The organism is Luteolibacter luteus, from assembly GCF_012913485.1.
GTDB lineage: Bacteria > Verrucomicrobiota > Verrucomicrobiia > Verrucomicrobiales > Akkermansiaceae > Haloferula > Haloferula lutea.
This window is the reverse complement of the sequence record NZ_CP051774.1, coordinates 3517720-3532967: the sequence shown is the minus strand read 5'-3', so window position 1 is coordinate 3532967 and position 15248 is coordinate 3517720. Positions and strand designations below refer to the sequence as shown.

Here is a 15248-nt window from a genome sequence, read left to right as displayed (position 1 = left end):
GCCCTTCAGCGCCCGCCTGAAATCAATACCAGGGCCCGCGGGATGAACCTTTTCACAAAGGCGTAGAAGCCAATGCAGAGAAAGAAGAACAGGGTCGTCAGGACCGCGAAGTAGAGAAGCAGCGAGTCGACAAAGTGATACTTGATGTAGAGCTGCTTGACGGCTGCCAGATAGGGGGAATTTGCCGCGAAGATCACGAAGGAGGCATTGGCATTCGCGCCCAGCCACTCCCCCGTCTTCGGGAAGGTCTCGCTGATGAAACGCCCCGCGAGGAAGATCGCCAAAGCACCGATCGAAACTCCTGCCAGGCCCGGACGCGGAAAGTCCCATACCGCGTAGGCCAGCCCGACAAGCGCACAGAGTAGCAACGCGCGGCCAGCCTTGGGGAAAAGTTGGGTCATCAGTCCCGATGGCAAGTAGGCGAGGAACATTCCCAAGCCGAAGTAACCTAGGGAAGAAATCCGGGGCACGCCCTGCTCGAACAGGCTTTGGGGCGTGTCCGGAATGAAGGTGAGCGCAAGGCACGGGATAAGGATCCAAACACCCAGCCGCTTGAGAAGGGGTGCCAGCATGGAGCAGAGGATCAGGTCCCGAATAAACCACAGTGAGGCGCCGGCAGGATGAAGCCCGAAGCCGGTGATCCTCATGACCGCCGCCGCAGGATCCGTCCTCTGGTTCCCGATCAGATTGAAGCCCATGGTCACGGCAACCCACATCAACATGAAGGAGACGGTGTTCCAAAAGAGGTAGGGAGGGATCAACACCTTCAGGCGCTTCTTCAGGAACAAGGATTCTTCAGATTGGAGCTTCGCGAGGGAGAGCGTCGCAAAGTAACCCGAGAGAAAGAAAAAGAAGGGCACCCGGCCCCACATCGTGAGATTCCCGACAAAGGTCCATGCCGGGCGGCCGAGCACCAAGTCCCCGCCGGCAGTCGCATAGCTCTCGGACGCGTGGAGCAGCAGGATGAGGATCGCCGCCACCATCCGGGCGACGTCGATGGCCCGGTTCCGCTCATGCTTTACGGGTCCCTGCAGTTCCACTCCCGAAGGAATCCGAGCAGCAGTCTTCGTGGCTTCAGCAGTCGTCATCTTTTCCATTCCATGGTTGTACGCGGATCGCCGCTTTCCGGAGGCGGGCTGCAGCGCCTCCCGGTCATAGCCCTTGCCAGCACTCCGGCAGGGCTTCGCCATTCTCTTTCGCAGAAAGCCAGCGCTCCACGAAGTCCATCGCTTCGCCGATTACCTGATGCATGTCCAGATAGCGATAGGTAGCGAGACGACCCAGGAAAGAGACTTTATGTTCGGCCTTGGCGAGTTCGATGTAGGCGGCGAGCAACTCCTTATCGGCGGGAAGCCGCTTCGGGTAGTACGGGATATCGTCAGGTCCGGTTTCCTTGCTGTATTCCACAAATGCCTGCGTGGCTTCGTGTTTCTCCCAAGGGGTAAAGTGCTTGTGCTCGTGAATGCGAGTGTAAGGAACCTCCGGGTTGGGGTAATTCATCACTGCAACTCCTTGGAAGTCTCCTGTTGCCCTCTTCTCTTCCCAGAAAACGGTGCGGTAGGAGAGGCGACCGAGACGATGATCGAAATAGCCGTCCAAGGGCCCGGTGTAGAAGACATGGTCGAATGACTTCGCCATGTCGTGTTCGTACCGTGTATTGAGGCGGACCTCGATATTCGGGTGGGACAGGATTTTCGCAACGACCTCGGTGTAGCCTTCTGCGGGAATCCCCTGGAAGCTACTATTGTAATAGTTGTCGTCGTAGCTGAAGCGGACCGGAAGACGGCTGAGGATGGCGGCAGGAAGTTCACGGGGATCGCAACCCCATTGCTTCTTCGTGTAGCCTTGGAAAAAGGCCTCGTAGAGCTCGCGGCCGATGAACTTGAGTGCCTGCTCCTCGAAGTTCGCAGGTTCCGTAATGGAGGTATCCGCTTTCTGTTCGATGAACTCGCGCGCTTCGGCAGGGGAAAGATTGGTGCCAAAGAACTGGTTGATCGTGTGAAGATTGACCGGCAGTGAAAAGACGCCTTGGTCGATGGTGGCCTTGACGCGATTGACGAAGGGGCGGAAGTCGCCAAAGCGGTTCACATAGTCCCAGACATCGGCGCGATTGGTGTGGAAAATATGGGGACCGTAGCGGTGAATCATGATGCCGGTTTCGGCATCCCGCTCGGTATGACAATTGCCCGCGATGTGCTCGCGGGAGTCGATAACGAGGCTTTTGATGTTCGCGAGTTCGGCGAGTTGCCGGGCGAGGACGGCTCCGGAAAAGCCGGCCCCAACAATCAGGACGCGTTGTTCCGAATCTGAGACTTGGGATAAATTCGTCATAAGAGTCTTTGAAATTTTCCGATACGTTCAAGCTGGCGGATTCGCGGGGAGCAACTGCCGCAGCCAGTCCACCACCCGCTCGCCCGAGCGCCGGGTGCACCAATGAAGTGCTTGTTTCCGTGCACCCTGTCCCAGCCTGGCACAGAGTTCCGGGTCATCTAACAAGATTGCCATCCGCTCCGCCAGCGAAGCCGCATCCTTCGGCTCAACCCGGAAGCCGCTTTCCCCCTCCACCACCAAGGTCCAGCTGGCGCCGGAGGCGGTGGTTACGATCAAGGGAAGGCCGCAAGAAGCGGCCTCGTGGACGACCACTCCATAGGTATCGCCCAAGCTGGGAAGGATGAATGCGGATGAAGCTTGATACTCCTTCAAGAGGGATTCCCCCTCTTGGAAACCCGCAAAGGAAATCCAGGAAGCGCCCGCATCCTGCTCCGGGAGAGTCCATGAGCCTGTGCCCACCAGCCGGATCACGAAATCGTAGCCCTTCGAATGTAGCAAGCGTCCCGCTTCGACCAAGACATCCAGCCCCTTGGATGCATCCAGAGCGCCAACGAAAACGAATTGAAATGGCTTCACCTTGGCATCCGGGGAACCGTTGGGAAAACGATCGGTATCGATGCCATGAGGAGCCAGCACCGAGGCAGGCGCACCGTCCTTCACGAAGGCGGTTTCGGCATCTTTGGTCTTCGCGATGGCCCCGTCGAAAAGCCCGCGGACGAGCCGGTGATAAATCACGTGGAACCGGGTCACGGCATGCGGCGGCGGAGACTGGCCGATGTCCGTGGCAAGCACGCAGGGAATCCGCTCACCCCGGGCCCACCAGGCAGCCCTCAGATTAAGGGGATTTCTTTCGTTTAGGATAACGATGTCCGGCTTCAGTTCCTCCAGCAGGTCGATGACACCCGAACCACCGGGCAAAAGAATTTTATCCCGGGCTGAGGAGCCAAGGAGGCGCTGGACCCAATCCGGCGCGGGCGTTCCCGGAATGAATTGGAACAAGGGATCTTCCTCGGAGACGCTCAACTTGCTCCACGGCCGATAGGTGGAACGGCTGCCCACGAGAATGAGCAAACGCCAGCCCGCTGCCTTTGCGGCGCGCTCAAGCCCGCGATAGAAATCAATCGCATAGGGCTGCAAGGAGCCCGTGATGAAGACGCAAGTCACCTGTGCGTTCTGAGACATGATGCAATCCGGATGCCGGTCAATCGAGCCAGGACTGGGAAACCGAGTCGCTCGGCATCCGCCAATCCCCCCGAGGCGAGAGCGCGACCGAGCCGACCTTCGGGCCGTCAGGCATCGCGTTCCGCTTGAATTGTTGTGAGAAGAACCGCCGGATAAAGACATCCAGCCACTTCGCGATCACTTCCGGCGAGTATTCGCCATCGAAGGCGATCTCCGCCAGATACCGAATCTTGTCCGGAGGGAAGCCGAGGCGAACGAATTGGAAGAGGAAGAAGTCGTGCAAGGAATAGGGCCCCACCACTTCCTCGGTCTGCTGGACGATCTTCCCTTCCTTGTCCGGGGGCAGGAGCTCGGGGCTGATCGGCGTGGCCGCGATATCATGCAAAACAGCCGCTTCCGGTCCGCGGAAAACCTCCTCGGCACACCATTCGACGAGGTGACGTACAAGGGTTTTCGGAACCCCGGCATTCGCGTGATACATCGACATGTGGTCGCCATTGAAGGTGCACCATCCCAGCGCCAGCTCCGAAAGGTCTCCAGTGCCAAGAACGAAGCCGCCGATCTGGTTCGCCACATCCATAAGGATCTGGGTTCGTTCGCGAGCTTGCGAATTTTCGAAAGTGACATCGTGCAGGTCCGGCGGATGGCCGATGTCGCGGAAGTGAACTTCCACCGCCTCGCGGATGACGATCTCGCGCAAGGTCAGGCCCAACATTTCCGCCAGCACCACACTGTTATCGCGCGTCCGATCGGTGGTACCCATGCCCGGCATGGTGATCGCTACGATCTGCTTGCGATCCATACCCACCAGATCGAAGGCACGAACGGCAACCAACGCGGCGAGCGTGGAATCAAGTCCACCGGAAAGCCCAAGGACGATCCCCTTGCACTTCGTGTGCCGGAGACGCTTGGCAAGGCCCACCGTCTGGATACGGAAAATCTCCTCGCAGTGTTCCGTGCGGCGCTGCGGATCAGCCGGAACAAAGGGCCGCGGGTCCACGCGACGAAGTAAGCCGCCCTTTTCCCTCCACGGCTTCAGGTGAAGTTCGACACGCCGGAAGGAACGTGTGGTGCTTTCCCGGTAGCTGCTGCTCACCAGTCGCTCGTGATGAAGCTTGCCGACATCGATATCGGCCACCGCCACCTGAACATCGAAGCTCAGGCGCTCCGTCTCCGCCAGCAGGCCGCCGTTTTCGCAGATGAGCGAATGGCCGGAATAAACGATGTCCGTCGTGGACTCACCCGGCCCGGCCGAGCAGTAGGCATAGGCAGCAAGGCAGCGCGCCGATTGCTGGCGGACAAGGTCGCGCCGGTAACCCACCTTGCCCAACAGCTCATTGCTCGCGGAAAGATTCAGCAGCACGTTCGCCCCGGCCACGGCCTGGGAGCTGCTAGGTGGAATGACGGACCAGAGATCCTCGCAGATTTCCACGCCGAGGACACAATCGGGCCATTCCTCGACCGGGAACAAAAGATCGGCTCCGAAAGGGACGGTGCCTCCAAGGAAGGAGATCTCCCCGCCATCCGGGAGATCGAAGGCCGTGGCGAACCACCGCCGCTCATAGAATTCGTGATTCGTCGGCAGGTGCGTTTTCACGACCATCCCCGCAAGCTTGCCGTTCGCCCCGATCACCGCTGCGACATTGTAGAGGCGATCCTTGTTTCTCGCCGGCAGGCCCACGACCGCGGCAATGCCGAGACGACCGCAGGCATCCGCCACATCCTTCACGGCCTGCTCCGCCGCATCCAGAAGCCGCTTCTGGTAGAAGAGGTCGGCACAGGAGTAGCCGGTGATGCCCAGCTCCGGGAAAACGGCCAGCTGCGCGCCGGCGGCCGCCGCCTTTTCGAGTGCGGCGATCGTGTGCCTCGTATTCGCCTCAACGGCGGCTACTTCGACTTCCGGCACACAGACGGCGAGCCGGAGAAATCCATATCTGGAGAAAGGCATGAGGTGAAAACGCTCGGGGAATTTCAGTCTATCACTGCGCGGAAAGCTGGCGCCCGAGGGCGGCAACGAGTTGGCGCACCAAGCGGATGAAGTAAGCAGGCCAACGAACGTAGGCGCGCCATCCGAAAGCTTCACGAAGGAATCGCCAATAAGTCGGCCAATAGAGGATCGATCCCGTACGGAAGGGTTCCTTGAGAAGCCACCAGGCGGGCTTGGTCTTTCCGAAGCGGTCGAAGTATGGATTCGGCGGATTGGTGGCCATGGCGTCTCCGGAGACCTCGCAGGAAATCCCGGCGCGGGCGGCACGCAGCGCATAAACGGAATCCCCCCCGTAGTGCGGAAGCTCTAGTCCAGGCGGGAAACCGATGCGATCCACGACCTCCCGGTGAACCGCAACGAGATTCCCGTTGATCATGTCCACCTGCAGGTACTCTCCGGGTTCCGGGGAGATCATGTCATCGTGTCCCACCCTGCTGCCGCTGTAAGTCACGACCTCCGGATTCTCCGGATCGCGGCAGACGCCGCCGCAGATGCCCTTGGTCTCCCGGACGCGGGCGATCAGATGATCAATCGCTCCGGCCGCAGGCAGGCAATCGTCATTCAACCAGACGATGACATCCGCCCCCGCGGGGTGGGCTACCTTCATTCCCTCCAGAATGCCACCACCCCAAAAGAGATGGCCATTTCCCTCCACGCGGCGCACCTCCGGAAACCCGGATTCAAGCATCTCCCGCGTGCCGTCCGTACAGCCGTCATCCACCACGCACACGATGGTGCGGTCAAAGATCCCCTGCATCCGCAATCGATCAAGGCACGCGCGGGTCGTGGTCTTGCGGTTGTGAACGGGGATGACGATCCAAGAAGCAGACTCCACCTCGAAAGCGATCAGCTAGAATGAAAAGGAATGGCCGGCTGTCCTGATGGCATCGCCGGCCTCGGCAAGGGAAATGGGATCATCGACCAGATTCGCAAGCGCGGCTGGTTCACGAAGCGGGGGCGGAAGGATCCACGTCGTCTCTCCGCCACTTGGCAGAGAGGGGTCGCACGACCGCCGGATTTCCCGTGGCCATGTGGAAAGCCGGCACATCCGAGGTGACGACTGCGCCGGCACCTACCACCGCACCGTCACCAATGGTGACGCCTTTGAGAACGATGGAGCGCGCGCCAATAAAACAGCCACGGCCGATCTCAACCGGACGAGCGGTCTCCACCGGATTGAAACCCCACTTCCATCCTTCGCCAGGAAGGTGGAAGTCATTGTCCACAATGAGGCAGTCCGCCCCGAGGATCGTGCCCTCTCCAATCCGGATTCGCAGGGCCGCGCAGAGGCAGGGGCTACTGCCCCCGACGTCCTTTCCAAGCTCGATCAGGGCACCCGGTGCGATGGCCCAGAAGGTACTGCGACCGCTACCGATGAGAGGATTCATCTGCTTGATGCCGAAGAGCGTCACGCCCCGCGAGAGAATCACCCTCGCGCCCTTCGCGATCCGGAAATGCGGGCGTCCCATGATGGAGACGTCGCTTGCCACCTCGGCACGGCAGAGCCTCGCCCATGCACGCCACAAGGGTGCCTGGAGACTGATCAGCTTCACTTTCAGATCACCGAGACTCATTCGCGAGTTCGAGGTAGAGATCGTGGAAGGAACGCGCCGCGCGCTCCGGTCGGAAGTAGTCGCGATCCTGCTGATGCCGCCCGCTCCCGAGTGAAAGAATCATCGCGGGGTCCGACATCAGACCATCCATCACCTTGGCTAAAGAGGCGGCTTCCAAGGGGTCGACGTGCAGACCATTCACGCCGGGCTGGATGTAATCACGCAGGCCACCGTGACAAGAGCCGATCACCGGCAGACCGATGACGCGGGCCTCCTTTACGACGGAGGGCCCCGTGTCGGCCCTAGTGGGAACGACAAGCGCGGATGCTCCGGCCATCTGCCGCTTCAGTTCATCCCACTTCAAATTGCCCAACCATTCCACACCGGCTAAACCCCGGGCCTCCATTTCGCTGCGCAGAGGTCCTTCCCCGGCAAAGCGAATGCCCCAATTGCGATCGGGAAGAAGTGCCAGGGCATCGAACAACACATCAATCCCCTTGCGCCAATCGATCGAACCGCAGTGGAGAACGTAGGGCCGCTCCATCTCCGGCTGCCATTTGATGTCGTAGAAGGACGGATGAACGCCCCATTCGATATTCCTCGCATCGATCTCCGGCCAATTTTCCAAGGCGATCTCTCTGGACCACGGCGATTCGCAGGCGACCACCGTGGCATGCGGAATCCAGCGACCTTCGTAGCGCCACTGCTTGCGCCAATACCAATTGTCCGGCAAAGTGCCCAGCTTTGCGTAGTGGGTCATGTTTCCCTGGATCGAATAAACGGAGGGAATGCCCAAGCCGGACAGGATGCTCGGATAGTAATGCTCGGAGCCCCACACGTGGACCACATGGGGCTGGATCTTACGGATCTCGTTCTTCAGCCGGAGCCGGGCCGGCAGATAGTTTAGGAGGGTGTCGTAGGTCTTCTTGATGTGAGGCAGAGCGATGAAACGCTGGCCGTGATGAATCTCGTCGATCCTGACAGGAAGGCCCTGCTCCAGGGCTACCCAAGTGATCTCCAGATCCTGATATGCGGCAAAGGCCTCGGCCAGCGGCGGTAGCCAGGTGGCCCCCTGTCCAGCTCCGCGGCCTTGGGCTCCAGCTCGCAAGGCATCGACCGGAGAATCGGCGAGGATGGCGATTTTTTTCCGACCGCTCATTTTTCGCCCGGGCATGCAGGAATCTCATCGGTACGCAGGGACTCCACCGGGGAGGAGGTGTGCCGGCGTTTCATGCGGAGGAAGGGGCGCTCGACCAGATAATAGGAAGCGAGAGCAGCAAGGAAGGCCGCCACGACCCACAGAGGGAAAGAGTTCCACCATGCTGGAGAAGCTCCGAAGACCTCAGGCTTGGTGCAGAAGATCTGCTGCCACATGTAGAGCGAGTAGGATACGGTACCGATGAAGGCGATCCATGACCAGTCAAGCCACGCCAGCAGGCGGCTGCGGCCCGCCTGGATGGAAAGCGCCAACAACAGTGCCAAGCCGAGGTTCTGAAGGGTAGGAAACGTGAAGGTGAGCGCGAAAAGGACGCCGCGCAGTTGTGGTGCGAGCCAGAGGCTGGCGGCCACGGCGAAGGTGCCCGCCATCAGAAGGAATACGCTCTTCCTGGCGAACCACGCACTCACCTTGTCTCCCCAATGCCAGAGCAGCACCGCGAGGGCACAGCCGGTGGCAAGCGCATCTGCATTGATGAAGAAGGAGCCCAGATTGAGGGGGCCTTTGATCCCGGTGATCGACCCGATAGCCCACAGCACCGGGCAAAGCAGCATCGGGAGGGAGAGCCATGCCAAGGCGCGGCGCGGCGAAGCCAAAGGGGCCAAGGCACGAAACGCAAAAGGCCAGAGAAGATAGAACTGCTGTTCAACAGCCAGGCTCCACAGATGCCCGGTGGTCCAGTCGCTACCGAAGTAGTTTTTCGTGAAGGTCAGGTTTCCGATCCACTCCTGGAGGGAGAGCTCGTACGGTGTTCCTAGTTGCAGGAGAAAAACGGCTGCGAGGAAGGCATAGTAGACCGGGAGGATGCGCAGGCAGCGGCGCTTGAAGAAGGCTCCGACTTCCAGGTGCCCTTTCGTCGCGACCTCGCGAAGCATGAGCACGGTAATCAGAAAACCGCTGATGACGAAAAAGAAGCGGACACCCAAACCGCCAAAGCCGGTGATGTTGAAATCCGGACCACCGGGAACCCACTTCGAGTGATGAAGCAAGACCAGCGAGATGCAGACCGCTCGCCAGCCATTCAGGGCGGGAATTTTTCCTCCCTGCAGGGATGGAAAACCTCCCGCGGAGGGGAGAGCGGATGTTGACTGCGCAGGCTGCATTCAGAGTCCGCGGATCTTGGTGTCGCTCCAAGGATCGATGGTACCTTCCTTGCCGGAGGATTGCTTGATCTTCGAGGTCTCCCATCCGGCGTGCTCCGAGTAAATCGCCACCATGGTGCCTTCGATCGAAACCAAGGAGCGCCCGAGCTTGCGGGTCACGGCATCGAGAGCCTCCGGCACGCCGCAGCCGCCATGGAGGTAGTCCTTGTTCTGGTAATCGTGCCAAAGGATGACGCCGCCGGGTGCCAGGAGATTCAGCGCGGTGACGCTGTGGCGATAGGCCGATTCATAGTCGTGGTCGGCATCCACGAAGATCAGGTCGAAGGTGCCATGCTCCTTCAGCAGCTCATAGTCGGCCTTTCCGACCACGCGGTGGATGCGGGATTCCAGCGGCGTGCCGCGATAAGCCGAGCCATGCTCCGGATCCTGATCAAGGGTCCAGATCCGGGTATCGTCCGGAGTATTCTCGGCAAGCAATCGGGCGGTTGAGCCCTTGTAGCTGCCGATCTCGAGAATGCGCTTCGATTGGAATCCTTTCGCAGCCTTGACGACGGTGAGGGTATCCACCAGCGGCGTGGCCCACAGGCCCCGCGGCAAATCGCGCAAGGTAACGAGGGATTCGCCGAATCCGGGGATGACTTCTTCCGCTGCGGCTACCGGCAGGTAATTGCGATGCTCCAGCATCGGCGTGAGGAAGAAGTCCACCGACCGCTTGCGGCCTGTGAGGCGGAACAAGGAGCGGAAGAGATGGACGATGCCCGGCTCCGGCAGCGGTGCCGGCACGTCATTTTCCGGAAACCGGGCTTGGACAGGGTTGGATGGAGAACTCATCTCAAATCAAAAGGAAAGGGCTGGCGCGGGTTCTTACTGGAGCTGGAACAAGTGGAAGTAGCTTGGGTCGAGACCATAGGCCTGGATCACGGGGTCCTCATACTTCGGCGACATCTTCACCAAGCGATAGCCGTGCTTCTCGATCTCGCCCTTGAAGCCGCGGCCGTCCTCAACGCCAAGATGGCGGCCGGCATCGTGCTTGGCATTCGGGCAAACCAAGAGCCAAGGCACGCGGTTTGACGCGAGCAACTTCGCCCACCAATCGATCGCCTCCAAGCTGCACTCGGAGAAGCTGTGGATATTCACCGCGAGGTCGACCGGTGTAGCAGCAAGCGTACGCTCGATCTCATCAAGCGGGACCACCTGCGCCTTGTCGGTGACGCCCCGGTGGCCGAGGTAGTGCTGGCAGATGAAGGTCGATTCCGGGACGGCGTCGGTGCAGAGATGCTTCCCGAGCATCGGCATGGCCTGCACCATACGATGGGCCAGGCGTCCGTAACCGGCGCCGATATCGAGGACATTGAATCCCGGCTTCTTCGAGAGCCCGAGTTCGCGTTCGATGAAATTGATCTCCAGGATGGAATCGAGCAGATCGCGAGAGACCTTGCGCCCGTCCACATCGAACCGGCGCACGGCGAAGGCGGCGTCATCATCCATGCGATCCAGCAACCCCAGTTCATCGTGTGACCGGAGGTAGTGATAGGCCAAGGCGTGGGCCATGAGGCCGTAGTTCAGCCCGCCCGATTGCCAGACGTAAATGTCGGCACCACGGAACCCGCGGAGTTCTTCCGCCGTGACACGACCGGGACTCCAGACCAGCGGGGTTGTGGCCTGCTTGTCGAACTCGGCGTAGCGTTTCCGCAGTTCGGCAAGGCGGGGACTATCCGGCTGTAGACGGCTGTCTTTTGTTTCAGGGCCATCGGTAACCACCGATCCCGTACCGATCTCCGGGTTTTGTTGCCAATCGTACAGCCCGGCGCTCGGCACCAGATGATGTCCGTGACCGGGAAAGAACCGGTAGAGAAAGTCCCAGATGGCCTGTTTCATGAAATCAATGTTCGAGGAGACCGATGCGGCGAAGCCCATCAAGGAAGCGGGCTTCGAAGCGTTCGAATGAAAGATAGTCGTGGAGATTCCCCACATCCGGCCTGCCCTTTTCCAACTGGCGCTCATGGCACCTCAGGATGGCCTCGGCGGCGGCCTGGGGATCGCGGACCGGCACGATCTCACCATTCACACCCGGCTCGATGCAGTCGGCAGAGCCGGTGTTGAATGTGAGCACGGCGGGAAGTCCGCAGGCCAATGCCTCGGCTGCCGTGCGCGCGAATCCTTCCTCCAAGGAAAGCAGGGCAAAGACGTGGCAGCCGCGGAGATGCTCCGCGAGCTCGGCATGTGGCTTGGGAGGCGACCACTCGATGGGCACGTCCGCGAACTTCGGCAGGATGTGCTTCATGCTGCTCTCCACCTGATCGGTCAACACCAGCACCACGTCGTGAGTCTTGCGGATGATCCGGACGGCTTCGAGGAGATACGGAAAGCCTTTCCTCAGTGAAACGCTGCCGGAGCATACCACACGGATGGGAGAAGAAGGCGGCAGGGCGGCATCCTTGGGCCTGAAGAGATCGAGATTGATCGCAAAGGGCGAATGGATGATCTGCTCGGCGGCGAATCCGCGATCCAGGAAAGATTGGGCAACGTATTTGCTGGGGGCCAGAACGTAGTCGACATGCTCGATCATCCGGCGGCCCTGGCGGTTCCAGTTCGGCGGGTACGGCAAGCGCCGTACTTTCCAGCGGCGGTGCTCTTCCATCACCGTATTCCAGAAATTCTCCGGGTGGGAATTCCCCGCTTCCAGAAACGCCTTGCCACCTTGGGCACGCGCCTTCTTGAAGCAGCGGGTCGTGTAGCCGTAGCTGGAGAGCACGTGGTTCCCGGGCTGCACGTCAATGCTTACCCAGCGGTCAAAGAGCGGGTGGATCGCAGCACGCAGCCATTCCGCCGTGTATCCCGGCAGCACGCGGCGCGTTCCATTGATGAAAAGCCCGAACAGCGGATTGAGATAAGTCAGTTCGCCGGGAATGCCTTTGCTGCCCCGGCGGTTACCGGTGAAATAGCCGTAAAGCGAATCTATCTTCGCGAGGACCCGGGCATAGTCCTCGTAGTAATTCACACGCTCGGGGGCGGCGACGATGAACTTGCCCATGGTGCCCGGGACAGCCTCCCGTAATGGAGCCTGCGCAGCAACTATCGGCGATGAAACGGTTGTGGTCATCGTCACGCGAGAAGTTCGAGGTAAAGGCTACGGTGAGCATCGGCCATGCGTGGCGCGGTCATCCCCTTTCTCAGGATTGCCTCGCGACCGCGTGCGCCAAACTCTTGCCGCAATCCCGAATCGGAAATCAGGCGCGTGAGTGCGGCGGCGATTGCCTCCGCGCTACCCGGTTCGACGAGGAGGCCGGTAATCCCTTCGTCGATGACTTCCGGAATCCCTCCTACCCTGGTGCCGATGGCCGGGCAGCCAAGGAAGATGGCCTCCTGCACAGCGAGCCCAAGGGCTTCCTCCAGCGATGGCTGCACGAAGATGGAGGCACGGCTCATGAGATCGGAAGGCCGCGAATGCGCCCCGAGGAGGTTCACTCGGGAACCTTGCGGATGGCTCGCACAGAGGGATTGGATTTCCTGCCAGCAACCATCTCCTCCGTCGTGTCCGGCGATCTCAAGTCTCCAGTCCGGAACACTTGCGGCGATTTCAAGGAAGGCGCGCACCAGAAAGTGCTGTCCCTTCCGGAACGCGATATGGCCGACCGCCAGGATCAGAGGCTCACGAATTGACGTCGATGCGAGAATGCTTTCCCGCAAACGGGAGTGATAAATCCGCTTCAAGGCTCGGCCTGCGGGATAATGCGCCTGCAGGTAATCGCGATCATGTTCGGAGACGGCTATCTCCGTGTCCACCGCGCGAGTTTGAAGAATCTTCCCCAGACGGCCTACGGGACCAAGTGCTCCGGACAAACGCTTCGACCTGCCGCGTGCCGCGAAGGCCTTTGCCGCTGGCTCGGTCAGATGATTTGTCCACACGGTTTTCAGCCCGGCACGTGAGAAGGCTCGCGGCATCGAGCGGCCGGGCCAACGGTTTCCCCAGCCGAAGGTACCTCCGCAGTGAAAATGGACCAGCTTGATGCCCGCTTCCTTGAGCTTCTCCACCAGGCTGCTGGCGAGTTCATCGTAGCGACCCGAAGGCGGCAAATGCGTCAGCACAAAGCGCACATGTCCTTCAAGCAGGTGTCCGACCGGCGATTTCAGCACATCCTCGCTCGAATCAGGGCTGATAAGCCACACGGCGAACTCCTCCCCGAAAGCAAGGATCAGCTCCTCGACCAAGACGCTCACTCCTCCACGGTCCGCAAGCGGGTATTCAAGGAAGAGGGCGATGCCCGCACGATTGCTCTGCGAACTCATATTTCGACGCGCTTCGCTCCGGAAAAGAGGACACGGAACTTGCAGAACCAGATGACACCGAGCGCGGCCAAGCCAAAGCCAAGAAGGAATTCGATGTTGCTGGGCCACCAGCCGGCGGGAGTCGCCGCGGGTGTATTGAGAATGAAGAAACACGCGATCAAAGCTGCAAAGGTCAGCGCGTAAGGCCGGACGACTTCGCCTGCCATCGCGCGCCGGGAAATGCCAAGCTCGCCCGGAGCCTTCAGCAATAGGTAGGGCACGGAAACGAGCAATGGGCCGAGCAAGGTACCGACCAGCAGGCCGGCACTTCCATACCAACGGGTGAAGAGAATTCCGAAGACGACTTGAAGGACGGCATCCCCCAGGCCGGCGAGGCACCATCCCTTGATCCTCGCTGAAATCGGAAACACGAAGGAGGTGAAATTGATGAACACCTGCGCGACCAAGCCTCCCGCCAAAAGCAAGTCGAAGAGCCGGCTCACATGGTTCTCGGCGCCGCCATATAGCATCGAGAAAGAGCGATTGAAGATCAGAATGCCGAGCGCCCCCATCATGCCCGCAGGCAGGAGCCAGGCCATCAGACGCCGCCATTGATTCCAGATCTCCTGCTTGTCGCCGCTCACATAGAGCTGCATCCAGCGGGGACTGAAGGACTCGAAGGCCCGCTTCACGAGCTGCATGACCACAGCGAGTGACTTCGAGCTCACGACAAAGGCCGCCACCGCTCCCAAGCCCACCACCTTGCCGATGATGATCGACTGGGTCATGAATGTGATCTGCGCCGCCAAGGCGAGGAGGAAGAGGCCGCTGCTGTAGCGGAACAGGACCCGCAGCTTGTCAAAATCGAAGGCCCGGCGGCTCAGCCGCAGCCTTGTGCCACTCTTCCTGACCATGTGGCGCATCAAGAGAGAGTTGGCAGCGATCGAAAGGCCGCTCGCCACCAAATAGGCGGAGGTCCGGTAGCCTGCCAGCAACAGTGCGGCAAAGGCGATCAGATTGATCCACGAGGTGAGGATCGAAATCAGATGCATCACATACCAACGATCCTGGCAGTAGAGGATCCCGGTATAGGCGCGGAAGGGCAATTGGATCGCATTGATGAGGATCATCCCTCCCCAAAGGATCTCGGCGGCAGGAATCAGCTCCTTGGAAAGCTTGAAGAAATTGATGATATAATCGGTCGCGGCGAAGCCGAGACCGGCGACGAGCAGGCCCTGGAAACAAAGAACGGTAACGATGACAGTCCACCAGGACTCCAACTCCTCCAGATTCCCTTCGCGCAGGGGAGCGACAAGCATCCGGCTTGCCGACCAAGAAACGCCAAAGTCCAAGAGCAGGAGATAACCCAAGGACTGTCCCACCACGCTCCACAGGCCGAATTCCTCATTGGTGAGGAAATGCAGGGCCAAGGGCACTGAAAACAGGCCCACCACCAGCGTGCTAAGCATCGCGGCGTAACCGGTAAGCGCTGTGAGCCCCGTAGGAGAACTACGGAGCCGCTGGAAAATCGCAAGAATCATGGACGTACCGCTTCCGGTAAACCACCCAAGTATACGCAATCAGGTCAAAGGACCTGCTCTCCAATT

The 15248-nt window shown here is 60.1% G+C and carries 13 protein-coding genes; all 13 read right to left on the bottom strand.

What is annotated here, in order from left to right:
* Positions 1 to 5: 5 nt before the first annotated feature.
* The 13 genes from HHL09_RS14645 to HHL09_RS14585 all read right to left on the bottom strand — a co-directional run bounded on the left by HHL09_RS14645 (position 6) and on the right by HHL09_RS14585 (position 15182).
* Complete coding sequence (locus HHL09_RS14645) at positions 6 to 1190, bottom strand: acyltransferase family protein (RefSeq protein ID WP_169455373.1); 1185 nt, start codon at positions 1188 to 1190, stop codon at positions 6 to 8.
* Positions 1153 to 2331, bottom strand: coding sequence for a UDP-galactopyranose mutase (glf, locus tag HHL09_RS14640; RefSeq protein WP_169455372.1), 1179 nt, complete (start codon positions 2329 to 2331; stop codon positions 1153 to 1155). Before glf ends, HHL09_RS14645 begins: the two co-directional genes overlap by 38 nt.
* Before the next feature lie 27 nt (positions 2332 to 2358).
* Positions 2359 to 3513, bottom strand: a complete 1155-nt coding sequence (locus HHL09_RS14635; RefSeq protein ID WP_169455371.1) for a glycosyltransferase family 4 protein — start codon at positions 3511 to 3513, stop codon at positions 2359 to 2361.
* A gap of 19 nt (positions 3514 to 3532) precedes the next feature.
* Entirely contained in the window at positions 3533 to 5461 is a 1929-nt protein-coding gene (locus tag HHL09_RS14630; protein WP_169455370.1) for an NAD(+) synthase, read from the bottom strand.
* A 31-nt stretch (positions 5462 to 5492) separates the two neighbouring features.
* Positions 5493 to 6335: a glycosyltransferase family 2 protein gene (locus HHL09_RS14625; RefSeq protein WP_169455369.1), complete on the bottom strand. Its 843-nt coding sequence runs from the start codon at positions 6333 to 6335 to the stop codon at positions 5493 to 5495.
* 109 nt (positions 6336 to 6444) lie between these two features.
* Positions 6445 to 7074: a DapH/DapD/GlmU-related protein gene (locus HHL09_RS26665; protein ID WP_277349115.1), complete on the bottom strand. Its 630-nt coding sequence runs from the start codon at positions 7072 to 7074 to the stop codon at positions 6445 to 6447.
* Complete coding sequence (locus HHL09_RS14615) at positions 7061 to 8212, bottom strand: glycosyltransferase family 4 protein (RefSeq protein WP_169455368.1); 1152 nt, start codon at positions 8210 to 8212, stop codon at positions 7061 to 7063. The genes HHL09_RS26665 and HHL09_RS14615 overlap by 14 nt, the downstream gene beginning before the upstream one ends.
* Positions 8209 to 9372, bottom strand: coding sequence for an acyltransferase family protein (locus HHL09_RS14610; RefSeq protein WP_169455367.1), 1164 nt, complete (start codon positions 9370 to 9372; stop codon positions 8209 to 8211). Before HHL09_RS14610 ends, HHL09_RS14615 begins: the two co-directional genes overlap by 4 nt.
* A complete protein-coding gene (locus HHL09_RS14605) occupies positions 9373 to 10203 on the bottom strand; it encodes an O-methyltransferase (protein WP_169455366.1) in 831 nt (276 codons plus the stop codon). It lies immediately after the preceding gene.
* A gap of 33 nt (positions 10204 to 10236) precedes the next feature.
* Entirely contained in the window at positions 10237 to 11250 is a 1014-nt protein-coding gene (locus HHL09_RS14600) for a putative sugar O-methyltransferase (protein ID WP_169455365.1), read from the bottom strand.
* Positions 11251 to 11254: 4 nt separating this feature from the next.
* Positions 11255 to 12475 (bottom strand): glycosyltransferase family 4 protein, encoded by a 1221-nt coding sequence (locus HHL09_RS14595; protein ID WP_169455364.1) that lies wholly within the window; start codon positions 12473 to 12475, stop codon positions 11255 to 11257.
* 2 nt (positions 12476 to 12477) lie between these two features.
* A complete protein-coding gene (locus HHL09_RS14590) occupies positions 12478 to 13662 on the bottom strand; it encodes a glycosyltransferase family 4 protein (RefSeq protein ID WP_169455363.1) in 1185 nt (394 codons plus the stop codon).
* Entirely contained in the window at positions 13659 to 15182 is a 1524-nt protein-coding gene (locus HHL09_RS14585; protein ID WP_169455362.1) for a lipopolysaccharide biosynthesis protein, read from the bottom strand. Before HHL09_RS14585 ends, HHL09_RS14590 begins: the two co-directional genes overlap by 4 nt.
* Positions 15183 to 15248 lie beyond the last annotated feature (66 nt).